General features: G+C 37.0%; 21 protein-coding genes, 1 pseudogene and 1 riboswitch. Of the genes and pseudogenes, 12 read left to right on the top strand and 10 right to left on the bottom strand.

Going from position 1 to position 26,194, the window contains the following annotated elements:
- Nucleotides 1–59: 59 nt before the first annotated feature.
- Both ACFO3L_RS09695 and ACFO3L_RS09690 read left to right on the top strand, forming a co-directional pair.
- Nucleotides 60–1,160 (top strand): VOC family protein, encoded by a 1,101-nt coding sequence (locus tag ACFO3L_RS09695; RefSeq protein ID WP_379966659.1) that lies wholly within the window; start codon nucleotides 60–62, stop codon nucleotides 1,158–1,160.
- 12 nt (nucleotides 1,161–1,172) lie between these two features.
- Nucleotides 1,173–1,769: an alpha/beta hydrolase gene (locus ACFO3L_RS09690; protein WP_379966656.1), complete on the top strand. Its 597-nt coding sequence runs from the start codon at nucleotides 1,173–1,175 to the stop codon at nucleotides 1,767–1,769.
- Nucleotides 1,770–1,815: 46 nt separating this feature from the next.
- Here the strand turns inward: ACFO3L_RS09690 and ACFO3L_RS09685 are convergent, their stop codons facing one another.
- On the bottom strand, nucleotides 1,816–3,765 hold the full coding sequence (locus ACFO3L_RS09685; protein WP_379966653.1) for a CDP-glycerol glycerophosphotransferase family protein: 1,950 nt from the start codon (nucleotides 3,763–3,765) through the stop codon (nucleotides 1,816–1,818).
- 135 nt (nucleotides 3,766–3,900) lie between these two features.
- Complete coding sequence (gene gpmI / locus ACFO3L_RS09680) at nucleotides 3,901–5,430, bottom strand: 2,3-bisphosphoglycerate-independent phosphoglycerate mutase (protein WP_379966650.1); 1,530 nt, start codon at nucleotides 5,428–5,430, stop codon at nucleotides 3,901–3,903.
- A 279-nt stretch (nucleotides 5,431–5,709) separates the two neighbouring features.
- Here gpmI and ACFO3L_RS09675 point away from each other — a divergent pair, with 279 nt between their 5' ends.
- Entirely contained in the window at nucleotides 5,710–6,702 is a 993-nt protein-coding gene (locus ACFO3L_RS09675) for a helix-turn-helix domain-containing protein (RefSeq protein WP_379966647.1), read from the top strand.
- A 67-nt stretch (nucleotides 6,703–6,769) separates the two neighbouring features.
- On the opposite strand, the gene ACFO3L_RS09670 is transcribed toward ACFO3L_RS09675, so the two are convergent.
- Nucleotides 6,770–9,097, bottom strand: coding sequence for an ABC transporter ATP-binding protein/permease (locus ACFO3L_RS09670; RefSeq protein ID WP_379966644.1), 2,328 nt, complete (start codon nucleotides 9,095–9,097; stop codon nucleotides 6,770–6,772).
- Between the two features lie 231 nt (nucleotides 9,098–9,328).
- Here ACFO3L_RS09670 and ACFO3L_RS09665 point away from each other — a divergent pair, with 231 nt between their 5' ends.
- On the top strand, nucleotides 9,329–10,285 hold the full coding sequence (locus tag ACFO3L_RS09665) for a glutathione S-transferase family protein (protein WP_379966641.1): 957 nt from the start codon (nucleotides 9,329–9,331) through the stop codon (nucleotides 10,283–10,285).
- Between the two features lie 146 nt (nucleotides 10,286–10,431).
- Nucleotides 10,432–11,253: a metallophosphoesterase gene (locus ACFO3L_RS09660; protein ID WP_379966638.1), complete on the top strand. Its 822-nt coding sequence runs from the start codon at nucleotides 10,432–10,434 to the stop codon at nucleotides 11,251–11,253.
- Nucleotides 11,254–11,337: 84 nt separating this feature from the next.
- Here ACFO3L_RS09660 and vanS read toward each other — a convergent pair whose 3' ends face one another.
- The 3 genes from vanS to ACFO3L_RS09645 form a co-directional block, all read right to left on the bottom strand.
- Entirely contained in the window at nucleotides 11,338–12,426 is a 1,089-nt protein-coding gene (vanS, locus tag ACFO3L_RS09655) for a vancomycin resistance histidine kinase VanS (protein ID WP_379966635.1), read from the bottom strand.
- The gene (vanR, locus tag ACFO3L_RS09650) at nucleotides 12,416–13,111 is read right to left on the bottom strand and encodes a VanR-ABDEGLN family response regulator transcription factor (protein ID WP_379966632.1); all 696 of its coding nucleotides are present in this window, start codon (nucleotides 13,109–13,111) and stop codon (nucleotides 12,416–12,418) included. The genes vanS and vanR overlap by 11 nt, the downstream gene beginning before the upstream one ends.
- Nucleotides 13,112–13,297: 186 nt before the next feature.
- The gene (locus ACFO3L_RS09645; RefSeq protein ID WP_379966629.1) at nucleotides 13,298–14,071 is read right to left on the bottom strand and encodes an AAC(3) family N-acetyltransferase; all 774 of its coding nucleotides are present in this window, start codon (nucleotides 14,069–14,071) and stop codon (nucleotides 13,298–13,300) included.
- A gap of 196 nt (nucleotides 14,072–14,267) precedes the next feature.
- Between ACFO3L_RS09645 and ACFO3L_RS09640 the strand changes: the two genes are divergently transcribed.
- Nucleotides 14,268–15,461, top strand: a complete 1,194-nt coding sequence (locus tag ACFO3L_RS09640; RefSeq protein ID WP_379966626.1) for an MFS transporter — start codon at nucleotides 14,268–14,270, stop codon at nucleotides 15,459–15,461.
- A gap of 46 nt (nucleotides 15,462–15,507) precedes the next feature.
- Here the strand turns inward: ACFO3L_RS09640 and ACFO3L_RS09635 are convergent, their stop codons facing one another.
- Nucleotides 15,508–16,410, bottom strand: a complete 903-nt coding sequence (locus tag ACFO3L_RS09635) for a D-alanyl-D-alanine carboxypeptidase family protein (protein ID WP_379966623.1) — start codon at nucleotides 16,408–16,410, stop codon at nucleotides 15,508–15,510.
- A 165-nt stretch (nucleotides 16,411–16,575) separates the two neighbouring features.
- Nucleotides 16,576–16,995 (bottom strand): NAD(+)--rifampin ADP-ribosyltransferase, encoded by a 420-nt coding sequence (gene arr, locus ACFO3L_RS09630; RefSeq protein ID WP_379966620.1) that lies wholly within the window; start codon nucleotides 16,993–16,995, stop codon nucleotides 16,576–16,578.
- A 172-nt stretch (nucleotides 16,996–17,167) separates the two neighbouring features.
- Here arr and ACFO3L_RS09625 point away from each other — a divergent pair.
- Nucleotides 17,168–19,419, top strand: a pseudogene (locus tag ACFO3L_RS09625) (ATP-binding cassette domain-containing protein).
- Between the two features lie 376 nt (nucleotides 19,420–19,795).
- Entirely contained in the window at nucleotides 19,796–20,740 is a 945-nt protein-coding gene (locus ACFO3L_RS09620; RefSeq protein WP_379966617.1) for a Gfo/Idh/MocA family protein, read from the top strand.
- A gap of 25 nt (nucleotides 20,741–20,765) precedes the next feature.
- On the opposite strand, the gene ACFO3L_RS09615 is transcribed toward ACFO3L_RS09620, so the two are convergent.
- Complete coding sequence (locus tag ACFO3L_RS09615) at nucleotides 20,766–21,746, bottom strand: Gfo/Idh/MocA family protein (protein WP_379966614.1); 981 nt, start codon at nucleotides 21,744–21,746, stop codon at nucleotides 20,766–20,768.
- A gap of 80 nt (nucleotides 21,747–21,826) precedes the next feature.
- Nucleotides 21,827–22,573, bottom strand: a complete 747-nt coding sequence (gene yaaA / locus ACFO3L_RS09610) for a peroxide stress protein YaaA (RefSeq protein WP_379966611.1) — start codon at nucleotides 22,571–22,573, stop codon at nucleotides 21,827–21,829.
- A gap of 220 nt (nucleotides 22,574–22,793) precedes the next feature.
- Nucleotides 22,794–22,895: riboswitch (purine riboswitch) on the top strand.
- 55 nt (nucleotides 22,896–22,950) lie between these two features.
- Here yaaA and ACFO3L_RS09605 point away from each other — a divergent pair.
- The 4 genes from ACFO3L_RS09605 to ACFO3L_RS09590 all read left to right on the top strand — a co-directional run bounded on the left by ACFO3L_RS09605 (nucleotide 22,951) and on the right by ACFO3L_RS09590 (nucleotide 26,159).
- Nucleotides 22,951–24,327, top strand: coding sequence for an NCS2 family permease (locus tag ACFO3L_RS09605; protein WP_379966608.1), 1,377 nt, complete (start codon nucleotides 22,951–22,953; stop codon nucleotides 24,325–24,327).
- 81 nt (nucleotides 24,328–24,408) lie between these two features.
- A complete protein-coding gene (locus tag ACFO3L_RS09600; protein WP_379966743.1) occupies nucleotides 24,409–24,855 on the top strand; it encodes a MurR/RpiR family transcriptional regulator in 447 nt (148 codons plus the stop codon).
- A gap of 146 nt (nucleotides 24,856–25,001) precedes the next feature.
- Entirely contained in the window at nucleotides 25,002–25,151 is a 150-nt protein-coding gene (locus ACFO3L_RS09595) for a hypothetical protein (RefSeq protein WP_379966605.1), read from the top strand.
- A gap of 204 nt (nucleotides 25,152–25,355) precedes the next feature.
- Nucleotides 25,356–26,159 (top strand): hydroxymethylpyrimidine/phosphomethylpyrimidine kinase, encoded by an 804-nt coding sequence (locus tag ACFO3L_RS09590; protein WP_379966602.1) that lies wholly within the window; start codon nucleotides 25,356–25,358, stop codon nucleotides 26,157–26,159.
- The last annotated feature ends 35 nt before the right edge of the window (nucleotides 26,160–26,194 follow it).

Below are 26,194 nucleotides of genomic sequence, written 5' to 3'. Positions count from 1 at the left end.
GATTGAATATGATTCGAATTCGTACTAATATACAAATATAAAGAAACGGAGGAAACACTATGTTGAAGACAACAGGGATTCATCATATTTCATCAATCGTAGGTCACGCACAACGTAACGCGGACTTTTATGCAGGCTTTTTAGGATTACGTTTAGTCAAAAAAACACTAAATTTTGACGATAAAGAAAATTACCATCTATACTATGGAAATACTGATGCAAGCACTGGCTTAGTAACAACTTTCCCTTGGACAGACGCTGTAGAAGGCAGAATTGGCGATGGACAAGTTGGGGTTGCGAGCTACGCAATTGCGCCTGATAGTTTTGACTTTTGGCGAGACCGTTTTGTACAGTTTGAAATGCCATTTTTCGAGTATACTCGTTTTAATAAACCTCGGATTGGTTTTAGAGATCCAGACGGTTTAGAGTTAGAATTTATCGAAGGTGATTACAATACCGATATGTCTTGGGAGTATAATGGTGTGACAAAAAAAGATGCCTTTATTGGTATTCATAATGCTGCACTTTACTCAGGAGAACCTGAAAAAACATTAAAATTATTAACCGATGTAATGGGTTATGAAAAAGTGGACGAGGATGAAGAATTCATCCAATTAAAAGTCAACGATGATCTAGGTGGCGTGATTGAAATGAATAAAAAAACACGCGGACGAGGCAGAATGGGGATTGGAGCTGTTCACCATATCGCTTTTAAAGTCACAGCCGATGACATTCATGATTGGCGTGAAAAATTAATTAAAGCTGGTTACCAACCAACTGAAGTGAAAGATAGAAAATACTTCCAAGCATTATATTTTAGAGAAAAAGGCGGTATTTTAATTGAGTTATCAACACTTGGACCAGGTGCGACAGTGGATGAAACAGCTGAAGAATTAGGTAAAAACTTATTAATTCCACCACATTTTGTCGATCAAACAGAAGAAATCATAGCAAACTTGATGCCTGTAGAAGTAGAACCAATTACTAAAATGCGTGAATACGGTTATCGTGATCGCTACGAGTATGATGTTTTACAAAAGAAGGCTGAAATCAAAGGCAAGTTAGATCGATTAAAAGCAGTCAAAGAACAAAGGGAATTGACCCCAGCAGAAGAACGAGATTTAGAACTTTTGCGTCATTTATTAGTGAAAACAAAGTAAAGGAGACGTCTTATGAGACATATTCATATACCAGGAAAAAATAATCATGCAATCGTGTTATTACACGGTACAGGCGGTAGTGCCTCTAGTCTATTTGAAATTGGACAAAAAATTGATCCACAAGCAGCATTAATTGGCTTCCAAGGTGAGGTCGAAGAACAAGGAATGGCTCGATACTTTGCTCGTTATAGCGACGGTAGTTTTGATTTAAGAAGCTTGGCTAGTGCGACTTACGATTTTAAGGACACCTTAGAAAAAATGATTAAACATTACGGATTGGCAGATTTTACCATTACGGTTGTTGGTTATTCAAATGGCGCGAACTTAGCAGTCAATGTTTTTAAAGAATTTGAAAATATGCCGATTAATAATGCGCTATTGTTCCACCCATCACCAGTTCGTTCAGAAATTCCATTTAAACAACAAGAAGGTTTAAGAATGTTAATTACAAGCGGTGATAACGATCCATTTATTACCATTGAGCAATTTAACGAATTATTTGAGCAATTAAAAGCAGCCAACATTCAAGTTGAAACACTCGTTCATCATTATGGACACCAACTTACTTATGAAGAAATCGATAAAGCAAAAGAATTGATTGAAGAATAGAAAAAAGAATGCAAAGAGAGAAAAAAGTCACTCTTTGCATTCTTTTTTAATTTTGTAAATCAATGTCACGTAAAACTTGGTAGATCCTTTCACAGGAATGAGTATCCATGTGTGTATATAAATTTTTTTTGAGTAACTGTCGGTACTCTTTAGAAATAGTATTTTTACGTGTTTTTTGTAAAATCGCTAGTACTAATTCATCAGAATTGGTATAGACTGGTCCAGGTAAAAAAGAAGAGATTTTCTCGAACGCTCGTTGATCACTTATATCTTCTTCAAATTGATAGTAAAAGACTGGGCGTTTTTGTAGGGCAAAGTCCAAACCGACACTTGAAAAATCAGTCACCATAATCCCATGTTCTTTCATTAAATCTTGGATTGTATTAGATTCTGATTTTAAAATATTAATACCAGGAGCATAGAATAAATGACGGTATTTTCGGAAATTATTATGTAAATAAAAAGAAACCTTCAATCCTAATTTTTCAATAGATTCTTGAAAGAGTTCATTTGTTAAAAGTGCTTGGAATTCTTTGAAATAAGCTGTTTTTTTAAACGCTTCTTCCGAAAGATGCTCTTGTCCTTTACGCCAAGAAGGCATAATTAAAATTCGTTTTCTTCTGCGATAAGAATGCCAAAAAGTTGTATTTTTTAACAAGCGATCAAATCGAGCCAATCCAGTAATCTTAATTGCAGAATCAGGATAGAACAATTCAGCGTGAACCAAATCTTTCTCCCGTTGAGAAGAGACAATGAAGGTATCAATTAAATCAGGATTTGTTTTTTTTCCATACAAAGGCTCCAAATTTCTATAAGCAATAATACCATGCTGTAAAAAAATAGTGTGCGCATCATTTCGTTTTTCAATAGTCTTACTTGAGAATAAAGGCATGCCGTAACTTGGTGTGTGTGAAGAAATTAGGTAACTGGCTTTAAAAAATAATTTAACATGTTCAGGACTGCGAAATTCAACAATTCTTTCGGAATAGTCAGCCAAATTTTTAAAATCAGAGGATTCTTTCTCAATTACGTAATAAACATCGAAAAATGTGTCGTTTTTCATCAAATAGTTAAAAAATGCTAAAGCATTATCTTGGGCTTTATATGGATATTCGAAAAGTAAAACAATCGGCTTTTCTGTCCGTTTAGTAGGTGCTGCATCAAGGTAAACTTGGCTAGTTTCGTAAGGGATCATGTTGTACCTAGCAGAAAGATTTCCAAGCGGAGTCACATAAAAATGGCCAACAAAAGCCGATTCCTTTTTATATGAGGAATAAACTTCGATAGGCTCTTCAAGTGGAGATGCTAAACGAAAACGATAATCAGTTAGTGGCAAAAGGTCACTTTTAATTCGAATGAAAAAATCTACAATAGTTACTTCATAGTGGTAAAGATTAATGTTCTTAAAAAAAGAGGTAGAAAGTATTTGTTCATCAAAATTAAATAAAAAAGTATTTAGGAATATGTTATCTGTTTTCTGAGAAGTTTTGTTAATTGTTATAGGAAAAATAATTTGTTCCTTAGTATCTCGATTGACCATGATAAAATCAATAGTTTTTAAAGAAAGATGTTTTGTTTGAACTTCAAGTTTTAAATGGGGTGCACCTTCAGATGAAACAATTGCTTCGCTAGATAAGTGATACGCTCTAGCTGAAGGTACTTGATTCCACATAAATCGCAGTTTATTATCCAAACTAAAATATAAATAAATAGGATGGGTGTTCGTTTCTAAGAATAATTGACTCTTGACTATGATATTAAAGTCATCACTGGAAATTTGGTTTTTAACTTCACCGTAGTAAATAAAGGCACGTGATTCTTGATTTGGTTCCAATAGCTCAGTGACATTGTCGACGGATATTTTCCAACAGTTAGGGGCTTCATTTTCAAAAGGTAGTACTTGATTATTATTTTCAATCCTTAAGTTATTTAATTCAAAGCTAGCACTTTCAATATAAAACGATTGGTTTTTTATATACACTGTGATATTTTCCATGATGTAAACACCTCTTAGCATTTATAAGATTTCAATTATTATTATACCGTAAGTCTTAGAAGAATAGTGTGTGCTATTCGTCTAATAAAAAATAAAGTCCCCTGAGAAAATAGTTTCTCAAAGGGACTTTATTTTTTATTTATTAATTAAGCTTGTTCCAGTCATTTCAACTGGTTTCTCAACGTCTAATAGGTCAAGCATTGTTGGTGCTAAATCTGATAATGCTCCACCTTCACGTAATGTCACTTCATTTTTTGTCACAATTACTGGAACTGGGACAGTTGTATGAGCGGTATGTGGTTGACCATTTTCGTCAATTAATGTTTCTGAGTTACCATGATCGGCTGTGATGATTGCATAACCACCGCGAGCTAAAATGGCATCAACAACGCGACCTAAGCCTTCATCGACTGCTTCAATCGCTTTGATTGTTGGTTCAACCATTCCTGAGTGACCAACCATGTCTGGATTTGCATAGTTTAAGATGATTGCTTCGTGGTTACCTGCTTCGATATCGGCTACTAGAGCATCAGTGACTTCATAAGCGCTCATTTCAGGTTGTAAATCGTAAGTTGCTACTTTTGGTGAAGGGATTAAAATACGATCTTCTCCAGGGAATTCATCGTTACGTCCACCGTTCATGAAGAAAGTAACGTGTGGGTATTTTTCTGTTTCAGCAATACGTAATTGTTTTAAACCAGCGTTTGATAAAACTTCACCAATCACGTTTTTCATTTCAGTTGGTTCAAAAGCAGTAGTTGCGACGATTGTTGGTGAGTAGAAAGTCATTGTCACTAACTCGATGTCTTTTTTCGCACCACGATCAAAGTGTGCCCATTGATCTTGAGTTAATGCTTGAGATAATTGGATTGCACGGTCAGGACGGAAGTTAGCGAAAATGATGCCATCGTTATCTTCAATTGTTGCAACTGGTTGACCAGCTTTTTCGATCGCAACAGGTTCGATGAATTCGTCGTAAACTTCTTTTGCGTAACTTGCTTCTACAACTTCAAGTGCTGAAGCTGCACGCGGGCCTTGTCCATGAACAATAGTGTTATACGCTTGTTCAACACGTTCCCAACGAGTGTCACGATCCATTGCATAAAAACGACCAGAAATTGAAGCAATTTCACCAAAGTTTAATTCAGCTAAAGCTGCTTCTAATTGTTCAACGTAACCTTTTCCTGAAGTTGGCGAAACGTCACGTCCATCCATAAAGATGTGTAAGAAAACATTTTTTAGACCTTTTTCTTTTGCAACACGAACGGTTTCAATAATATGGCTAATGTGACTGTGAACACCACCGTCAGATAGTAAGCCAAAAACGTGTAATTTTGAGTCTTTTTCTTTTACATGGTCCATTACTTGATTAATTGCAGGATTTTTTTCAAATTCATTATCCATAATTGCTTTGTCGATACGTGTTAAACTTTGGTAAACGGTACGACCAGCACCAATATTTGTATGACCAACTTCTGAGTTACCCATTTGACCAGCTGGTAGACCGACATCTAAGCCAGAAGCTTTTAATTGTGTGTGGGGGTATTGGTTGTAGTAACGATCAAAATTTGGTTTGTGAGCAAGTGCAACAGCATTTCCGACAGTTTCATTTCGTAAACCAAAACCGTCTAAGATAATTAGAGCAACAGGTACATGTTTCGTCATGGAATATCCTCCTAAATTTAAATGAAAATTTTCATTATGTCATGAAACAACATCATATTAATAATAGCACTTTCTTTTGTTTTTTTCTAGGTTTTGCTAAAAAGAGTTAAGAAGTTTTTAAATCAGAAATTTCAGCGAAAATCATTGATTTGACACGATTGCAACCACCAGTTGACAACTTGCCTAGTGGGCTTTCTTGTAGCAATCGCTAGAATCATTGTATACTCATAGTGAAAAGGGAAAGAATTCTTTCATAAATGATGAAAAGGAGTGATAAAAATGTTAGGGGACAAGATTATTACCTTACGAAAAAAGGCTGGCTGGACACAAGAAGATTTTGCTAATCAACTAAACGTTTCTCGTCAATCAGTATCGAAGTGGGAAAGTGGCCAATCCATTCCAGATGTGGATAAAATTATTCAGATGAGTGAAATTTTTGGGGTGAGTATCGATTATTTATTAAAAGGGGAAGCAACGGAAACAAACGAGGAAATTGTTGTCGATCAAGAGTTTAAGAATACACGGTGGGTTTCATTAGAAGAAGCCAATGACTATTTACAAAAATCAGAAGCGGCAGGTGGGAAGATAGCGTTAGGTGTCTTTCTTTGTATCTTATCACCTGCATTTTTAATGTTTGCTCTAGCAAATGGTGCCAATCAATGGTTTGCTTTGGCACAAGAAGTATCATTAATTATTGGAGTTGTTGTTTTACTTGTCATGGTAGCGATCGCGATTGGCTTATTTATTACAGCAGGTGACCAATTAAAAGCTTACGAATACTTAGAAAAAGAAGTCTTTGAAACGAAATATGGGGTGACTGAAATGGTCAACGCTCATAAAGCCAATTATGATGGAACGCATACTCGATTAATGGTGATAGGAGTCATCTTATGTGTTATCGCAGCGGTGCCGGTGATTGTTAGTTCGATTTTAGATACGAAATCAGGCGCGATTTACCTCGGATTGATGTTAACCCTTCTTTTAGTCGGAGTTGGTGTTTATATTATGATTGAAACAGAAACCAAATGGTCTAGTTATGAAAAATTATTACAAGAAGGCGAATACAGTCGCAATAAAAAAGAAAGTCGTGGATTTTTAGAACCAATCGCTGGTGTCTATTGGCTAATTGTTGTTGCAGGTTATTTAGGCTATAACTTTTTAACTGGTGAATGGGGCAGAAGCTGGATTGTTTTCCCAGTTGCAGGTGTTTTATTTGGAGCCATCGCGATTATCTCTGAAGCGGTAAGTAAAAGCAGACATAACAAAAGATAAAAAAGTTTAAAAAAGGAGTCCAACAGAATGTGTGTTGGGCTCCTTTTTGAATCATGAATAGATATGCTTATTCTGAACGTAAGGCAATTGCGGCATCTTTTTTTGCTGCCATACGTGCCGGCATGTGACCGCCTAAAATTGTTAAAACGGTACTAACAATGATTAAAACAATAGCATGAATAGGATTTAAATGTGCGACATTTTTTAATTCTGTCATACTTAATAAAATGGCATTGATAGGAAACGTTAGAAGCCAAGCAATCACGATGCCGAGTGTTCCTGAAGCAACACCGAGAATAAACGTCTCAGCATCAAAAACACGGGTGATATCTTTTTTACGGGCTCCTAAAGCCTTTAACACACCAATTTCTTTTGTCCGTTCAATGACTGAAGTGTAAGTGATGATGCTAATCATAATCATACTTGTGACGAGTGAAATGCCCGCAAAAGCAACCAGAACGTATGTAATTGCGTCCATAATCCCACCAGTTAGGCTAGTCATCGTGCCCGCCAAGTCACTATAAATAATTTTATCTTCTTTTGACTTTCCTTCATTATATGCATCTAGATAAGCTAGGACATCATCTTTTGCTTCAAAGTTATTTGGATAAATATAAATATTTGTCGGGAAACTTTCGCCACCTAAGAAGGCAATCAATTGTTCTTTTGTAAAATCATCCAGTGGTTCGTTGGTCATCACATTGGTTTTACTATTCAGCTGAGCTTGAACAATCTCAGAGTTTTTATTTTCTTCAATAATCATTTCGGCTAACGTGTCACTATAGGCGATGCCGGGTGCGAGTAAATCCATCGTTGCATCGGAGTCAACGCGTAGGACACTCGTAATCGTTAGCGTTTGATTGTTGTTATTTTTATAAAGGTCTTGTGTGATTTCGGTTGGGATGAAGTTTCCGGTCGGTAATTTTGTATAGTAGTCATCATTTTGAACGAGTTGAATAGTCGTGCCAACGAAATCTTCAAAGTTGATTTTTTCGCCTTCTTTTACGTCAAATCCAAGGTTTTTTAACGCATTAATGTTGGTTTTATTGTTTTTATCAACGACTAAAACAATATCAGTTGCCGCTTTTGGATAACTTCCGGCTAATAATTGATAGTTTTGTTGTAAAAAACTATCTTCACTTTCGACTAATTCTCTAGGAAAAGTTGAAACGCCAACACCCATCGAAGCATTCATTGCCGACATACCAGTTGTCGTCGCTGATTCATTTGAGAAACGAACCGCTTGATATTTACTATCAATTTCGCGAACCAAATTCATGCTAGTCGTCCGTGCGTAACCAATATTTCGGCTTAAATTCGGATCGAGGTCTTCCACATAATCAATGAAATCTTGATTAATTTTATTTAAGTGTTGAACTGCATCTTCTTGCCCTTTTTGAACAGTGAAGTAAGAGGTATCAGGAAATTCTTCACCTTTTGAAGTCGGATGTTCCATTGCCGATAGTTCCGCTGCGACTTGTGAAATGGTCACTGGAAACTGTGCCAGTGTTTTTGATTGGGTGTCATTAATTTGAGCCTGGAAACCTGTTGAAAGCGATAAGACCACAGCAATACTAATAATACCGATACTTGAAGCAAAAGCAGTTAAAAAAGTCCGTCCTTTTTTCGTCCGAATATTGTTGAAAGACAAACGTAGAGCAGTTGAAAAAGACATTTTTGTGCGCTTGAATTCAAAAAGCGCGCCTTTTTCACCTTCAATATGTGGATTGGAATCGGATTTCACTTTTCCGTCTGAAACTTCAATAATTCGATTAGCATATTCATGAGCTAACTCTGGATTGTGGGTGACCATAATAACTAGTTTTTCCTTAGAAAGGCCTTTAATTAGTTCCATAATTTGAACACTTGTCTCAGAATCGAGTGCGCCAGTGGGCTCATCACACAGTAAAATATCAGGATCATTGGCTAGTGCACGGGCAATCGCGACCCGTTGCATCTGACCTCCGGAAAGTTGATTCGGTTTTTTGTGCATATGGTCTTTTAAGCCGACACGAGTCAAGGCGTCGATGGCTTTTTGTTTGCGTTCTTCTTTGGAAATACCACTTAGAGTCATACCGAGTTCGACGTTATCGATGATTCCGAGATGGGTAATTAGGTTGTAACTTTGAAAAATAAAACCGATTGAATTGTTACGATAGGCATCCCAGTCGCTATCTTTAAATGATTTGGTTGAAGTGCCATTAATAATTAAGTCCCCTGAATCATAATTATCAAGGCCTCCGATGATATTTAAGAGGGTTGTTTTACCTGAGCCACTCGTTCCTAAAATCGAGACAAATTCCGTTTTACGAAAAGCCACTGAAACACCATCAAGTGCTTTGGTGACTGTATCTCCGACGGTGTAGTGCTTTTTAATATTTTTTAGTTCTAACATCTATTTAAGTCCTTTCTCGTCCCTAACACATCCATAGTACAGGTTACTATTAGACTACGTCAAACAAAGCGCGAAACTTTCATGAGAAATTCAAAAATTGGAAGGGTGAAGCAGTCAAGCAAACCCGCTTTTTCCCAACTGCTTTCTCATAATCAAAACGTCTTTATTGGATAAGAGTAATTTTCTACCGTATAATGACATTATCAGATATTTTGGAAGGAGAATCATTTCATGGGACTATTAGTAGAAGGTAAGTGGCAAGATCAGTGGTATGATACGAAAAGTACAGGTGGACATTTTGTTCGTAAAGATTCACAATTTCGTAATTGGATAACAGCTGATGGTAGCGCAGGACCAACGGGTGAAGGTGGCTTTAAAGCTGAACCGAATCGTTACCATTTATATATTTCATATGCTTGTCCGTGGGCAAGTCGGACGTTAATTATCCGTAAATTAAAAGGGTTAGAGGATATGATTTCATTATCTGTGGTGAATCCTTATATGGGAGAAAATGGTTGGACGTTTGAACCAGGTGAAGGGGTAATTGCCGATCCATTATTAAACGCGGATTATTTATATCAAGTTTATACGCATGTTGATCCAACGTACAGTGGGCGTGTAACGGTTCCTGTCTTATACGATAAAAAGACTGGTAAAATTGTAAATAATGAGTCATCTGAGATTATGCGCATGCTTAATACAGCATTTGATGAAGTTGATGCGACGCCAGGAGATTATTATCCAGAAGCTTTACGTGCAGAAATTGATGCGATGAACGATAAAGTTTACCATGGTGTGAACAACGGTGTTTACAAAGCGGGATTTGCAACGAAACAAGAAGTTTATGAAGAAGAAGTACAAAAACTATTTAGCGTGTTAGATGAATTAGAAGAACACTTAAGCACGCGTAAATATTTAGTGGGAGAGCAATTAACGGAAGCGGATTGGCGCTTATTTGTCACACTCGTTCGTTTTGATTCTGCCTACTATGGCCACTTCAAATGTAATATTCGTGAATTAAGAGAATATCCGAATTTATGGCGTTACACGAGAGAATTATACAACTATCCAGGTATCAAAGAGACAGTCAATTTCTACCATATCAAACATCATTATTATGGCAGTCATCCGACAATTAACCCAAATCGAATCGTACCGTTTGGACCGATCTTAGACTGGAGTCTTTAAAAACAATCGATAAAAATGAATCCATTAAAGGAGCTATGACGTTGTCACAGCTCCTTTTTTGATAGTTTCTTTTTGGATTATTTCACTAAATGTGTTAGCATTTGTAATAAAAATAGGACAAGTATTAGTTAAGGGAGAGTGGAACGATGAGAATCTTGAAATGGTTGTTAATTATAGGTATCGTAGCACTCGTTCTTCTTTGTATTTATGCTTTTAAAATTGAACCTCGTCTAGTAACTGTCAGCCGATTAACTTTAGAACATGGGAATAAAAAAGAACATACGATGAAGGTTGTACAAGTTTCAGACACCCAACTTTCCAAAGCCTACTCGGCCAAACGTTTAGCTAAAATTGTGCAAAAAGTAAACGCTGAAGAAGCGGATATTCTGGTTTTCACGGGTGATTTATTTGATGATTACGAAAAATATGGACCAGTTGAGGAAATGATTCAGGCGTTAAGTGCCATGACAGCAACAACGGGGAAATATGCGGTTTGGGGCAATCATGATTACACTGATGGTTCAGAAGCAATCTATGAAGATACTATGACTCAAGGTGGCTTTCTCGTTTTGAAAAATGAGGGAGAGACGTTAAACATGGCGGATGGTGGCACGGTATTTATTGGTGGACTGGATGATTCGCTTCATGGACAAACGGCACCGAAAAAATTGTTATCCTATCGTGAAAGGTACGACTACTCGATTATTCTTACGCATGAACCGGACATCGCTGATGAATTTATTCATACGGAGACACAATTAGTCTTAGCTGGGCATAGTCATGGCGGACAACTAAACTTGCCATTTATTGAATCACCAAGACCATTGTATGCCCAAAAATATAAAAAAGGGTTGTATCAACTCTCTGATGATTTATCTTTATATGTGAACAGTGGATTAGGCACAACTTTTATCCATGCCCGATTTAGAGTACCACCAGAAATCAGTTCTTTTATAATAACATTTTAAAAAGCAGACTGGCATTTCAATTGAGATGCCAGTCTGCTTTTTAATTAATTGTTCCACAAAATGTTTCACGTGAAACGAAGCCAGTTATTGATTTTTGGGCAAGCGAATTGTAAAGGTGACAAGGTTGTCTTCGCTTGATGCCGTTAATGTACCGTCAAATGCATCGATGATTTCTTTGGCGATTGGGAGTCCCAGACCAGTGCCGCCGCTACTCGTGCTACGTGAAGTGTCCATCCGATAAAAAGGTTCAAAAATACGTTCGATTTTTTCAGGTGGAATGGTGGGCCCACTATTGCTGAGCGTAATATTGATAGCGTCATCGACAAATAAACTCAGAACAAGTGGAGTATTAGGATAGCTATAGTTAATCGCATTACGGATTAAATTATCAAAGACTCGCTCCATCTTTTCTAAATCAACGGTTGCCTGACAGTTTTTTTCGATAGCTAACTGCCAAGTTAAATTTTTCTCCGATAAAATCGGTAAAAATTCGTAGCTCATTTGTTCTAACATCAGACTTAAATCAACGACTTCTTTATTTAAAACGATGGTCGTTAAGTTGAAGCGGGTAATTTCAAAAAACTCAGCAATTAATTGCTCAAGTCGATGGGCTTTATCTAAGGCAATTCCTGTATAACGAGCACGAGAAGTTGCTGAAAGATCAGGCTCTTCTTGCAGTAAAGTTAAATAACCGATGACACTCGTTAAAGGCGTCCTTAAATCATGAGCTAAATAAACAATTAAGTCGTTTTTCCGTTGTTCGGCTTCTTTAGCAGCTCGTTGATTGCGGTTGTTTTGTTCGCGTAATAAATTCATTTCTTCTTGCACACTAAATAAATCGCTAGAAAGATAAAGCTGTTTTTCCGGTTCGGCTAATAATTGACTTGTTCCCTGTGTGAGCTCGTTCAAATAACTGGCCATTTTCGTAATAAAATAAATGGTTGTCACTACCCAAATCAGTAAGAGTCCCGCAACAACAATTGCGGTTAAATTATCACCGACGAATGACAAGAAAGGATAGAAAAAATCATAATCTTGCCAAACACGTTGCAGTAAGAAGCGGCGAAGAAGCAAAGGTGTTCCTCCTAAGATGAGTGACAGAATGAGGATGGTGAGGAAATATTGGATTAAGATTTTTTTGACTAATGGATTGATGTACATTTTATTTTTCAATGAGATAACCAACTCCCCAAATGGTTTTAATGAATTTTGGTTTACGTGGTTGTTCGCCTAGTTTTTCACGTAGACGGGCAATATGAGCCATGACAGTATTGTTGTTGTCTAAATATTTTTCTTGCCAAACGGCTTCAAATAAGGTTTCAGAAGAGACAACGGTTCCTTGATTTTCAAATAAGTGCTGTAAAATTTTGAACTCAAGCGGTGTAATTAAAATTTCTCTTTCATTTAAAAAGACTTTATGACTATTTTTGATTAAAACTAAACCATCTTTGGCGAATTCTTCCTCAGTAACCGTTGCTTGATTGGCTAAGTTGTAGCGTTTAAAACGGCGTAATTGCGTTTTGACACGAGCGACAACTTCGAGCGGATTAAATGGTTTCGTAATATAATCATCGGCACCTAAAGTCAGACCGGTAATTTTATCCAAATCTTCACCTTTAGCGGTTAACATTAAGACTGGGAAGAAGTAGTGTTGTCGAATCGCTTGCAGTAGTTCAAAACCATCCAATCCCGGCATCATTACATCTAAAACGGCGAGTGAGACTTCGTTTGTTTGGATAAATTCAAGGGCACTTTGTCCTTCATAAAATGTTTGGACATTGAAGCCATCATTTTGTAAAAAAGTAGTCATTAAGTTTGCGATTTCTTTTTCATCGTCGACTACGACAATTGTTTCCATGCTTGTTTCCAACCCCTTTTCGTAACTTTGCTTTATTATAACGTAGAATTCTTTAAGATGCATGGATTCGTCAGTTGCCAATACGCATTAGTTTAACAAAAAAACAAAAGAAGTGTTCTTTTCTTTCTGCGTATTTCCTGACAAATTTATGACAAAAAAGCGTGACAGTCGCGTCACGCTTTTTATTTATAAGTCTTCTTTTCGAGGGCGAGGATCAGTGAAGTAATTAATCTCTTCCTTGTATTTGATTAAAGCTTTATCCCAAACAGCGGGGGCATTCATCACGCAAGAACGGCCATTTAAAACATTGCCAACTTGATAATCGACACCTTCTTCTAAAATATTTAAGACACGATCATAACGTTGCTCGAAACCATTAAAGTCATGACGTAAAACATTCATGGTGATTTTTTCGTTAGACTCTAAAGTGATTTCATAATCGTAGTTGGTGGTAAATAAGTATTCGGGTAAGATTTTCTCTTCAACTCCATGCATACTTGTGTTGCGAGCAAAAGGTGCACCAAGCATCACAATTTTTCCACCACGGCGATAAGCTTCACTTAAAGGTGAATTGACCCCAACTGGCGTATGATCTTTGTAATGGTTTTTAGTAAAATCTTCCGCGTCTTTACCCCAAACAGCTAAGCTATGAGTTGGATGGACACTGCGAATCACATCTTTTGATAAACGCATTGTTTCTGGCAAAATACCGATACAAACCGGTGTATTAGCGACATCAAAAATACGATTTTCAATATTGACGTTTTCGTAACTAAAAGTAGGGACAATTAACGTTCCTTCTGAAACGGTTTCTTTTAAGGCTTCAATCACAGCTTCCGGGCCACCTTCAATTTGGTCATCGCCACGCAAGCTATTGTACGAAGAATGAACCACGATAATATCGTCTTTTTTAACGCCAAGTTTACGTAAATCTTCAATAATTTGTTTTGGATTTAACATGGAATACCCCTTTGAATTTATATTTTTGAAAATACTCTATCCCTATTCTATCTGGCTTTGAAGACGGATGCAATCAACAAAATAGCGAAGGCGAAAAACAAGTGAGAAAAGGTGATTTTTGATAGTTTTCATCTTAGACAAATGATAAGATAAATTCAGAATTTAAAAACATAGAAATTAGGAGAAGTAAGCACTTATGGCCGTTTTATTTTTAACAATTATTTATGTCACTTTTATTAGTTTAGGTTTACCGGATTCCTTATTAGGCGTTGGTTGGCCAGAAATGTATCCCGAGTTTGGCGTCCCACAAAGTTTTGCTGGGATTGTTTCGATGACTATTTCCTTGGGGACGATTGGATCAAGTTTTTTTAGTGGTAAATTAATTCGACGTTTTGGTACCGGGAAACTGACTGCGTTTAGTGTTTTAGGAACAGCATGTGCTTTACTGGGATTTTATTTAGCCCCACATTTTATTTGGTTATTGGTGGCAGCAATTCCTTTAGGTTTAGGTGCTGGTTCTGTGGATGTGGGCTTAAATGATTACGTGGCTCGTCATTATCAAGCGCATCACATGAATTGGCTTCATAGTTTTTGGGGAATTGGTGCATTAACCAGTCCTTTAATTATGTCACGCGTTTTATCCCAAGGTGCTTCTTGGCGTTATGGTTACTTAGTTGTCGCAAGCATTCAATTTGCGTTAGTGATTGTTTTATTTTTAACCTTGCCGATGTGGCGGACACGTGAACCGCGGATTTCGGTTAAAGCGACTGCGACCGAAGAACAACCGCTGGAAGAAATTCGATTTTTAACATTTATTCAATCAAAAAAAGTGCGTGCTGCGCTATATGCTTTCTTTTTATACATTGGCGTCGAAGCGACTGTTGGTTTGTGGTCAAGTAGTTATTTAATTCATGCTAAAGGGATTGACAGTGCTCGGGCAGCGATTGCCGTGTCTGGCTTTTTTGGATTTATTATGTTCGGTCGTTTAGTTTCTGGTTTCGTTTCGATGCGTTTAACGAATCGCCAACTGATTCAAATCGGTCAAGTTCTGATTGTCGCAGGGGGAGTTTTGTTGTTTGTTGCGACAAGCTATTCGCTATTATTGCTAGGAATTTCTCTTATTGGTTTTGGTTGTGCACCGATTTTTCCAGCAATGTTACATGATACACCGCAACGCTTTGGTGAAGAAGTTGCTCAACAAATGATGGGCGTACAAATGGCGGTTTCCTATACCGGCTCGGTTGTTTTACCACCACTTTTTGGATTTGTCGCACCCAAAATAGGGATTCAAACCTTACCGATTTTCTTAATTGTTTATGGTATTCTTATGTACCTAGCCTCTGAAAGATTAAATCGGAAAGTCGATCAAGATCAGGCAATCAGTGAATAAAAAAGGTTGAGGGACGATACTGTCGTCTTTCAACCTTTTTCTTTGTTTATAATTGATTATAAAGCATTTTTGCATCGCTTAAATTAAACTGTTCGGTACTTGGGTCACCGTTTGCTCTAGCAGAAATCAATAAGTATAACTCGCCGTCAATTTCAGCGATACTTGCTAAACAAAGCCCAGCATCTTTCGTGTAACCCGTCTTGCCTCCAAGTAATGTACCACGATTTAAAGCTAAATCATTTTTTTCTTTTAGTAACGTGCTAGCTAAGTAATAGCCGTTTGGAGAAAAGGGGCTGGCGATGGTTTGGTATTCAAAGGTCGTAAAGATATGATAGAAGTTTAGATTTTTTAATGCTTTGGTTAATAAGATTCGTAAATCATTGACGGTTGAATAGTGCCCTGATTGATCGAGCCCAGTGGCGTTTTTAAATTGTGTCTGACTCATATTTAAATCTTTGGCGTATTGATTCATTTTCTTCGCAAATTCTGCTTCACTACCGGCTAACCAATTGGCTACGATAATCGCTGCATCACCACCTGAAGGTAGCAAGATACCGTACGCAAGATCGCGCACGGTGACTTGATCGTTTGGTATAAATCCAGACAAGGAGGCACCTTGAGCGGTTAATTCATTTATGACTTGTGGATCAACGGTTAAATAAGCATCTAAACTTGGCGCTTCCGTTAATAAAATATAAGCGGTCATTATTTTTGTTAATGAAGCAATGGCAATTTTTTCATCTTTATTTTTTTCATAGATGATCTCTTGGGTATCAAGTTTTTCTAAAATAACATTGGCACTATGTAGGTTTGATGAAGTCAGTCCATAGGCATTTTGTTCGTGGTTAAATAAGAAATTTGCTGCTTTACTTGGTAAATAGAAACGGACGAGCAAGGCTCCGAGACCAAGTAATAGTAGGTAACGGAAAATTTTGTGACGCTTTTTCATTAAAATCCCTCTTTTATTTGAATTGTTTACTATAAAAAGCATAACAAAAGGGGATTGATGAATGTTTCGGAACTTCTGATAAACTTCTTACGATTTTCTGACAATCATTTAAAGATAGAAAAACTGCCAATTTCTTATATGCTAAGAAAAAGACAGTATACTTTGTTAATCAATGATTTCAGCTTGACCGGAAGCTTCTATGGCAGCTAAATGATCGAGCATTTGTTGAATGACTGTATCTGGATGACGTTCCCACGTCTTAAGTTCTGCGACAACTTTCAGAGGCTGTTCAGAACGGTAAGAACGGGTTGGATTTCCTGGGAAACGTTTATCGGTCAGATTAGGGTCATTTTCAAATGCACCCAAAGGTTCAACTAAATAAATATGTTCGCGTCCCTCGCCTTTTTCTAACTCTGCTCCCCACTTAGCAGCGTCCAGTGTGGCGGTAAAATAAATATAATTAGAAATTCGTTCTTCTTCAAAGTTCGATTCATTTTTTGGTTTCAGTAACTCGCCTAGAGCCAACTTTGCTTTTGTACCGTGAAAGAATGGACCTCGATCGAGTACGTTTATTTGTTTTGCCATAAAAAGACCTCCATGTGGATTGGTTGAAGCCTTATTTTACTCTTTTTTAGTTGGAAAAACGAGGAAATTTAACTATCTTAGTGGGAGTTAATGGATTGGGGGCATTTAAATGAAAGAATATTCGATAGAAGAGTTATTAGCGGCCAAAAAAGAAGGAGGTTGCGCGATGTCAATAACAGACCGTATTATTTTAAAAGGCATGAAGCAAAACAATTTGAAGAATGTCATATTAGAAATACCAAAAAATAAAATTACAATTTTTACTGGTGTTTCCGGTTCAGGTAAGTCTTCAATTGTATTTGATACGATTGCCAATGAAGCAGGGCGTCAAATGAACCAAACGTATAGCGCATTTGTGCAAGGTTTTTTACCGAAATATGAAAAGCCTGATGTCGAAAGTATCGAGAATTTATTACCGGCTTTTATTGTCGATCAAAAGCGTTTAGGTGGGAATGCACGCTCAACCTTAGGGACAAGAACCGATATTTATACTTTTTTACGTTTGCTCTATTCACGGATAGCAACACCATTTGTAGGCTATTCTCAGGCCTATTCCTTTAATGATCCTGAAGGCATGTGTGAAACGTGTCAAGGAATTGGTAAAGTGATTGCACCCAATTTTAAGAAAATGGTTGATTTGAGCAAGTCTTTAAACAACGATGCTGTACTATTCCCCCAATTTGCTAAAGGAACTTGGTATTATAACTCATTTGCAGAATCAGGCCTTTTTGATAAAGATTTGCCATTAGATCAGTATCTAAAGGAGTTACTCGATAAGTTGCTTTATGGTCATGGTGAAAAAGTAGTTGTTCCTTATAAAGATGGAACTTTTAAAACAGACTATGAAGGCATTATTTATAAATTCCGTCGTCTATTTATTGAACGTGATTTAAGCAAGCATTCAGAAAGCACCCAGCAAAAAGTTGCAGAATTTACCACGTTTGATATGTGTGAAGCGTGTCAGGGGCAACGTCTAAGTCCGAAATCGCTAAGTAGTACGATTCATGGCAAGAATATCAATGATGCTGTTCATATGGAATTAAGTGAACTCTTGGCGTTTATTCAAGCGATTACCAAGGCAGATGCACAACCGATTATTGAAGAAATGTCGAAACGCCTGCAAAATTTAATTGATATGAAACTCGATTATTTGACGCTATCACGAGAAACAACGACTTTATCAGGTGGAGAATCACAACGAATTAAAGTCGTTCAATATTTAAATAGCAGTTTAAACAATATTATTTATATTTTTGATGAGCCGAGTACGGGCTTGCACCCAAGAGATGTCCAAAATTTAAAGCATATGCTGCAAAAATTACGTGATAAGGGCAATACGATTTTAGTTGTTGAACACGATCCAGACGTGATTGAAGTGGCGGATCTGATTGTTGATGTCGGACCGTTAGCTGGTAGTCATAGTGGTGAGATCATGTTTACTGGAACCGTTGAAGAACTAAAGGTTACCGATAATTTAACGGGGAACTATTTAAATCGAACAGCCGCATTAAATGAAAATCCGCGTCAAGCGACAGAGTTTTTTGAAATTAAAAATGCGACCACGAATAATTTGAAAAATGTGACTACCAAAATTCTGAAACATCTTTTCACCGTGGTAACGGGTGTTGCCGGTTCTGGTAAGAGCTCGCTGATTTTTAGTGACTTTATGGAGCAACACCCCGAGGCAATCGTGATTGACCAAAGTGCTTTACATAAATCAAATCGTTCAAATTTAGCGACATATACTAAGATTTTGAATACGATTCGCGATATTTATGCGAAGAAGCATCAAGTGGATAAGACCTTGTTTAGTTTTAACTCAAAAGGTGGTTGTGAAAACTGTAAGGGTAAAGGCTATACCTTTACCGATTTAGCTTTTATGGAAGGTATTAAAACGACTTGTAGCGTCTGCCAAGGCTCACAATATAAAGAGGAAGTGCTGCAATATAAACTCGATGGCTATAATATTGTTGAAATTTTAAAAATGACCGTGAGCGATACCTTGGCCTTTTTTGAAAACAATAAAATTACGAAAACATTAGCTACGCTAGAGAAAGTTGGTCTTGGATATCTATCACTGGGACAAATGATGGATACCTTATCGGGTGTGGTGAGTGTCAGCGAATCAAACTCGCCAGTGAATTACATAAGTCGGGTAATCTCTATATTTTAGATGAACCGACGACAGGCTTGCATATGGCTAACGTCAGTGAGTTACTCGAGCTATTACAGAAACTGGTTGCCAATGGCAGTTCCGTGATAGTCATTGAACACAATACCGATGTGATGCGCCAAGCCGATTGGATTATAGATATCGGACCAGAAGCCGGTAAAAATGGTGGCGAAATCATGTTCTCCGGTTACGTGAAAGATATGAAAAATGTCAATTCGATTATCGCAAAGTATTTATTTAATAAAAGGTGATAAAAAGTGTGATCAGCGACAAGAGATAAGAGGGCATTAGAAAAAATCGTTTTTTGATTTTATTCTAATGGCCACTTATCTCCGCAGTCGCTACACTTTTTATCCCGTTCAATAAAGGTGATAAATGAAGCGTTTTGTGGCGAGTAGTAAGCCAATAATCGTTTGAAAGTGTCCTTTACTTTCACAAAGATTCTAGCTTATTACCGAGCCGCAGCATCATTTATCCCGTTCAATAAAGGTGATAAATGAAGCGTTTTGTGGCGAGTAGTGAGCGAATTAGGATGCGCAAAGGCGTATCCTTTTTTTTTGCTAGACGAATCACGTGTATTCCTTTAAAGTGAAAGAAAGAGATATACAGCACAAGGGAGGAAAAGAAATGAATTTTGGGATTATTGGCTATGGAAATATTGCGAGACGTTTTTTTCAAAGTATTCAACATACCAAAGACGGGAAAGTCATAGCGATTGGATCAAAGTCGCTATCACACAACCAAAGATTCAAGCAAGAACATCCAGAGATTCAAATTTATGCAACGTACGAGGAATTATTAGCAGATCCAAAGATTGATGCAATTTATCTTGCTTTGCCACATCAATGGCATAAGGAGTGGTCGCTCAAGGCGTTAGAATGTGGCATTCCTGTTTTATGTGAAAAACCGGCTGTTTTAACAATCGATGCAATGCAAGAAATTATGACGGCATCGAAACAAAATCAAACGCTTTTTATGGAAGCTTTTAAAACCAAATTTAATGAAGGGTTCGAACAATTAAAAGTCGATATGAAACAATTAGGGACTATCAAACAAATCGAGGCAAGTTTTTGTTTTGATGCGGGAGAAAATCTGGGTACTACTTCATATTTATTTCAAGCCAAGCAAGGTGGGGCATTAAATGATGTAGGCACGTATTCAATCGGTTTTGTTCAAGCGTTAATTGAAGGGGAAATTGAACAAATTAAAGCACAAGGCGCTATTGTGAATGAGATTGATGAGTATTTCCGATCAGAGTTAATTTTTGAAAATGGGACAAGAGCAATCGTTGAAGGTGGCATTGACCGTGAGAAAGAACGAATCGCTCGCATTATCGGTGAGTATGGAACGATTAGTATTCCTTTTTTCTATCGCTTAGATCAATACACAATACAATTAACCAATCAGGCAGCAATTACTCGTCATTTCCCGATTCAAGGCGATGATATGACGCTAGAAATTCAACATTTTATGGATGTCTTAAAAGCCAATCAAAGCGAATCAAGCGCTCATAGTTTGGATGATACGTATCGAATTATTGAAACAATGGAAAATATCCGAAAAAAAATGTAGCCCTTCAAACGAAGAGCTACTTTTTTTAATTAATACCACAGTTTAAATAAGCTTGTTCGATAATCCAGCTCAGTTCCACAGCGGTATCAATCCCGTATTCTTGTGGATTTGGTAGGCTAGGATTATCAACTAGTTGTGAGAAGACAGCAATTGGGTAAGGATGTTCGGCTAAACTTGAACCATCAATCACTGTTTTTGTTTTATAATTTTCGTTCACTTCTGATTGGATGACGATCGTATCTTCTTCTGCGCCAGGTGAACCATAGACAAGGATGGAGCCTTGTTGTCCAATGACTTCTAAGAAATTTTGTCCAACAGTTGTCATAAATGAAGTATAAGCCGTACCAATTGCTTTGTTTTCAAATTTCATAACAGTGGTTGAATTGTCCTCAATTCCTTTATCGCCAAATTGGGTCATCATGGCTTTGACCTCAACGGGCTTGCCGCATAAATAAGGCAACATTGCCAAACCGTGGCAACCAAGGTCAAGTGTTGCACCACCACCAGATTGTGTTTGATCATACCAGTACGCGGGTAGCCAATCATTTAGGACGCCGCTATGTGCCCGACGGAAATAAACCGAAACGACATCACCGATTGTACCTGCATCAATTTGTTCTTTAACGAATCGATAGCTACCTGAAATCAATGATTCTAAAGATAAGACAAATCGACAATCGCTTTTATCAAGTGCTGCTTTAATTTCTAGTGCATCGGCATAATTCGTTGTTAATGGTTTATCGACAAAAATATGTTTGCCATGGGCAATCGCTGCTAGAATAAGTGCCTTATGTGTGGTTGTCGGAGCCTCAATAACAACTGCTTGAACATTTGGATCAGATAAAACTTTTTCTAAATTTGCTTCATAAGGTGCACCGTATTTTTTGGCGGCTTTTAAACCTCGTTCTTCAATGGAATCCCAAACATAGAGGCATTCATCTTGTGAAATTTGATTTAAAAATCCTTCAGTGTGAACGTGCCAATCAGTTAATAATGCGTATTTCAAGTGAGTCATCCTTCCTATCAAAAAATTGAAACCACTTACATTATAAAATTCGAGTAAAGGGAAAACAATGGAATATCCCCTTATTCTTGATGTAAAAAAACGAGTTTATTTTCAGAAGAGTTTGTTTCAGAAAATTGATAGTGTGGATGGTCAAATGATTTGAGTCCATCAAGTGTGGTAATTTGATTTTCGGCTAAATAACGGACCATTTCGCCGCGAGCCATTTTAGCTAAAGTCGCTTTGACTTTGAGTTTGCCATCGATTTGATGCATAAAAGCAATTTCAATTAAGCGGTCATCGGCTTGTAAATAAGGCGTTAACGTTTTAGCATATTCTTTTGAAGCCAAATTAATGATTGGCTGTTTATCTTTAAAAAGGGTCTCGTATAATTTTTCTCCCCAGAAATCATATAAGTGTTTTGAGTTTTCAACGGAAAGCGGGGCCTGCATTTCTAACCGATAAGGGACAATGCCATCAAAAGGTCGTAAAATCCCATAAAAACCAGAAAGAATTCGAACGTTTTCTTGGACGTATTCGAGGGCTGTTTCGGTAAATAATTCGGGTGCCATGTATTGATATTGCAAACCTTTATAACTAACAATGGCTGGTGTGGTATTAAGGTTAAAATCCATCTTCTGAATGCGTTCATAATTTTCGAGTGCCAAAGGAGCGCTGCATTTCCAAAGTTTTGTGACTTCTTCTAGCGAAAATTGTTGTAAAACGGCTAAAATTTGTTTAGTTTCTGTTAGAAATATTGGCTGGCTTTGTGGTAAAAAGTGATCGGGTTGAACATTCATTGTTTTTGTTGGTGAAATAATAATTTTCATAAATAAATCCTTTCAAGCGTCTTCGCTACTTTCTATTGTAACATTGCTGAAGTCGAAATAAGCAAGAATCAAGACTAAGAATTTTATTAAGCGTTTTCAATAAATAGAAATACCGAAAATGGCTTATAACTCATTTTTATCATCTTAATCATGAACTTTTAATCGTATTTTCATTATGTTTGTTCGTGTTTTACGTTGATTATTTTTTAAAATCCTGTTATGATAAGCAAGGAAGAAAAACCATATAGTTCTAGTAATACGGTCTAGAAGTTTCTACAAACTACCCGCAAAGTAGTTTACTATGGCAGAGGTCGTTTTTTGTCCTTCTTGTCATTGTTAATTGGTTTTTTTATTACCAAGGAGGAGAAAAAGAGAAAATGAAAGAAAAGATTGATCAGTATTTTGGGATTACAAAATCAGGTTCAACGTTTAAACGTGAATTAACGGGAGGATTAACAGCTTACCTAGCAATGTCTTATGTTATTTTCGTCAACCCGATTATTTTAGGTCAAGCAGGGATGCCGCAAGACGCCGTGTTCATGTCAACAATTATTTCATCAGCGATCGCAATGTTAATTATGGGATTATGGGCAAGATTTCCACTAGGTTTAGCACCCTGTATGTCGATGAATGCTTTCTTTGCTTATTCGGTTGTTTTACAAATGGGAAAAACATGGCAAGAAGCGCTCGCTAGTGTGTTAGTTGCATCGATTTTATTTTTAATACTAGCCTTATCAGGTGTGCGCTCCAAAATTATTTCCGCTATTCCAGTGACAGTTAAGCAAGCAGGAACAGTTGGATTAGGTATCTTTATTGCATTTGTTAGTTTTAAAAATTCAGGAATTATTGTCCCTGATGAAGGGATGTTTATTACATTTGGTGGATTTGATAATCCAAACGTAATTATTGCATTCTTTGGTCTATTAGTCGCAGCTTTCTTCTTGGTTCGCAAAAATCAATATGCAGTCTTCTTAGGAATGATTGGCGCAGCAGTTTGTGGCTTATTTATTCGATTTGGCGCTTCAATGGATTGGTTTAACTTAAGTGAAACAGTTATTGCTGGCCTACCACAATTGCCGGCAGGCTCACCAGTCGTTATTCCAGTTGAACCGATGCAGTCTATGTTAAATGATACATTTTTAGTGGCGGTTAAAAACCTAGATAAAATGCTTTCACTTGATTCAGTTGTTGTTATTTTAACGTTTTTATTCTTAGATTTCTTTGGAACAGCAACAACATTATCTGCAGCTGCGACACAAGTTTCAGATATTAAGAGTGAAAAATTTGAAGACAATAAACGCATTTACAGTGCGGATGCTTTAGGTACGTTCTTTGGTTCATTATTTGGAACATCAAGTTTATCTACATATATTGAGTCTGTCTCAGGAATTATTGCCGGTGCAAGAACAGGATTAATGAGTGTTGTTGTCGCAATCTTGTTCTTAATGTCAGCATTCTTCTATCCGCTGCTATCTCTTGTTACAGCAGCGGTTACAACACCAGCGATGATTGTTATTGGTATTTTTATGATGCAAAATATTACAAAAATTCATTGGGATGGTGGCTTCGAAGAGATTATTCCAGCCTTCTTAACTATTGTGATGATGCCGTTAACCGGTTCAATTGCTTTAGGTTTAGTTTTAGGTTTCTTGTCATATGAAATTTGTATGATTTTTGCAAACCGCACAAAAGAAATTCCAAAAGTAATGCATTTCATCACATTAATCTCAATTGCTTATCTGTTTACACTGTAATTGAGTACTTTCTAATCTAGAAATCGAATCGATAGGGCAAATGCTCTATCGATTTTTTAATGCGATTAATTTTTAAAAGGAATTGGTGCATCAGGGATTGTCGCAGAAGACTTTGCACAAAAGTTTTTACGTATTGGTCATAATGTGATTTTTAGTCTAGATATTCATTTATTAATTACATCAATGGTGACTAATGATCGCCCAAGTCTTTTATTTTTAATCTCAAATTCAGGTGAAAAAACTGAAATTTGCGAGTTAGCAGCCTTGGCCAAACAATATGCTATTCCGGTTATCTGTATGACAAGCCAAGCTGAATCAACTTTGGCCAAACTGGCAACGGTTGTTTTACTAACAACCGATGCAGGAGAAGCGCCTCTACGTAGTTCAGCGACAAATTCTTTGTTAGTCCAGTTGTATACAGTCGATGTTATTTTTTCGTCTTATGCCTCTCGTGAATATCAAAGAACAATCGAACAGCTTGAAAAAACCAAAAAGGCCATCCAATTATTTGAAACGGGCCAAACATAATCAAAAAACTTGAGACAACTAAATTATTTGTCTCAAGTTTTTTTGATTATCCCTTCGCAACAAGATTGTTTGTAGGGTATACTTGAGAAGTATCGTCTGAATAGTATCTTTATATAATATCAAGTCTTCAATATAGGAGGAAAAACATGAAAAAAAGTTACACAAATGTAAAAATGACTAGTTTCTTTTTTGGTGGAGGAATGTTCTTAATTCTCGGATTAAATAAAAGTTATTGGTGGTTTTTAGCAGCAGCAGCTTGCTTTATTATCGGTAGCTACTTTGGTAAAAAGAATTAAGCGTCTGTCAAATATCAACAATTGGTTAAACCTAGTTCATGTGCCCACTAAGTGTCACATGTCTAGGTTTTTTTGAGTGGAGTGAATCGCGTATTTGAAACGTGCTATTTATGGAATATAAAATTGGATGGGTTCAAAACTAGCCAATTGGCTGTTTTACTTTTGAAGGAGGCGCTTTATACTAGCCAAAAGGGGTTGTTAAAAATGGTTTTAAAAACGTTAACGATCGGTGGCTCCGATACGTGGGGCGGAGGCGGCATCCAGACTGATCTTCGAACCTTTGAAAATTTGAATACATTTGGCTTAACGGTTCTAACATGTATTGCCGTGGAAGAAGGCGATAATTTTGCAATTCGTGCGTTATCAGTTGAATTGGTAAAAGAGCAACTGCAGACAATCGAAAAAAATTTTCAACTGGATGGCGTCAAAATTGGTCTTTTGGCAACGGTTGAAATCGTAGAAGTTGTGATTGATTTTTGCCGACGCCATCAAGGTGATTTTCCGATTATTTTGGATCCTGTTTTGGCGTTTAAAGAAACGCAAGAGCAATTGGCAGCTGAATATATTGAAAAGATGAAAACCTTGTTTCCTTTGGTTGATTTAATAACACCGAATCGAAATGAAGCGCAATTATTAGCAAATAGTGAACCGGTTGAAACATTGGAAGCAATGGTAGACGTGACAAAAAAATTAGCCGATCAAATCAAAGTCAAGATGATTGTGACTGGTGGCGGATTAATAGCAACGGATTTGTATCGTGATGGTATGGAAACGAGAGCTTTTGCGGGTCCACTTTCTGAAAAGAAAACCAATCATGGCGCAGGATGTAGTTTTTCTTCGGCGATTTGTTCCCACTTAGCGCAAGACTTTTCCTTGTTTGAAAGTATTGATAAAAGTAAAAAATACGTCTTTGAGGCGATTGAAAATGGTGTAATCGTTGGAGATGCTGGGAATGTGTGGCATCCAATCACACAAAAGTCTTGTGGTATTAAGTCAAGTGATAAGTAGATTTGTTTTCATTGCTTTCATAGATTTTAGGCCGC

Origin of the sequence: Enterococcus eurekensis (assembly GCF_042654605.1) — a bacterium.
GTDB lineage: Bacteria > Bacillota > Bacilli > Lactobacillales > Enterococcaceae > Enterococcus_I > Enterococcus_I eurekensis.
This window is presented reverse-complemented; position numbering and strand designations above follow the sequence as displayed.

Excerpts from the sequence above, each read along its gene's own strand:
- ACFO3L_RS09695 (WP_379966659.1), top strand. The coding sequence starts at position 60 with ATGTTGAAGACAACAGGGATTCATCATATTTCATCAATCGTAGGTCAC.
- ACFO3L_RS09690 (WP_379966656.1), top strand. The coding sequence starts at position 1,173 with ATGAGACATATTCATATACCAGGAAAAAATAATCATGCAATCGTGTTA.
- ACFO3L_RS09685 (WP_379966653.1), bottom strand. The coding sequence starts at position 3,765 with ATGGAAAATATCACAGTGTATATAAAAAACCAATCGTTTTATATTGAA.
- gpmI (WP_379966650.1), bottom strand. The coding sequence starts at position 5,430 with ATGACGAAACATGTACCTGTTGCTCTAATTATCTTAGACGGTTTTGGT.
- ACFO3L_RS09675 (WP_379966647.1), top strand. The coding sequence starts at position 5,710 with ATGTTAGGGGACAAGATTATTACCTTACGAAAAAAGGCTGGCTGGACA.
- ACFO3L_RS09670 (WP_379966644.1), bottom strand. The coding sequence starts at position 9,097 with ATGTTAGAACTAAAAAATATTAAAAAGCACTACACCGTCGGAGATACA.
- ACFO3L_RS09665 (WP_379966641.1), top strand. The coding sequence starts at position 9,329 with ATGGGACTATTAGTAGAAGGTAAGTGGCAAGATCAGTGGTATGATACG.
- ACFO3L_RS09660 (WP_379966638.1), top strand. The coding sequence starts at position 10,432 with ATGAGAATCTTGAAATGGTTGTTAATTATAGGTATCGTAGCACTCGTT.
- vanR (WP_379966632.1), bottom strand. The coding sequence starts at position 13,111 with ATGGAAACAATTGTCGTAGTCGACGATGAAAAAGAAATCGCAAACTTA.
- ACFO3L_RS09645 (WP_379966629.1), bottom strand. The coding sequence starts at position 14,071 with ATGTTAAATCCAAAACAAATTATTGAAGATTTACGTAAACTTGGCGTT.
- ACFO3L_RS09640 (WP_379966626.1), top strand. The coding sequence starts at position 14,268 with ATGGCCGTTTTATTTTTAACAATTATTTATGTCACTTTTATTAGTTTA.
- ACFO3L_RS09635 (WP_379966623.1), bottom strand. The coding sequence starts at position 16,410 with ATGAAAAAGCGTCACAAAATTTTCCGTTACCTACTATTACTTGGTCTC.
- arr (WP_379966620.1), bottom strand. The coding sequence starts at position 16,995 with ATGGCAAAACAAATAAACGTACTCGATCGAGGTCCATTCTTTCACGGT.
- ACFO3L_RS09620 (WP_379966617.1), top strand. The coding sequence starts at position 19,796 with ATGAATTTTGGGATTATTGGCTATGGAAATATTGCGAGACGTTTTTTT.
- yaaA (WP_379966611.1), bottom strand. The coding sequence starts at position 22,573 with ATGAAAATTATTATTTCACCAACAAAAACAATGAATGTTCAACCCGAT.
- ACFO3L_RS09605 (WP_379966608.1), top strand. The coding sequence starts at position 22,951 with ATGAAAGAAAAGATTGATCAGTATTTTGGGATTACAAAATCAGGTTCA.
- ACFO3L_RS09595 (WP_379966605.1), top strand. The coding sequence starts at position 25,002 with ATGAAAAAAAGTTACACAAATGTAAAAATGACTAGTTTCTTTTTTGGT.
- ACFO3L_RS09590 (WP_379966602.1), top strand. The coding sequence starts at position 25,356 with ATGGTTTTAAAAACGTTAACGATCGGTGGCTCCGATACGTGGGGCGGA.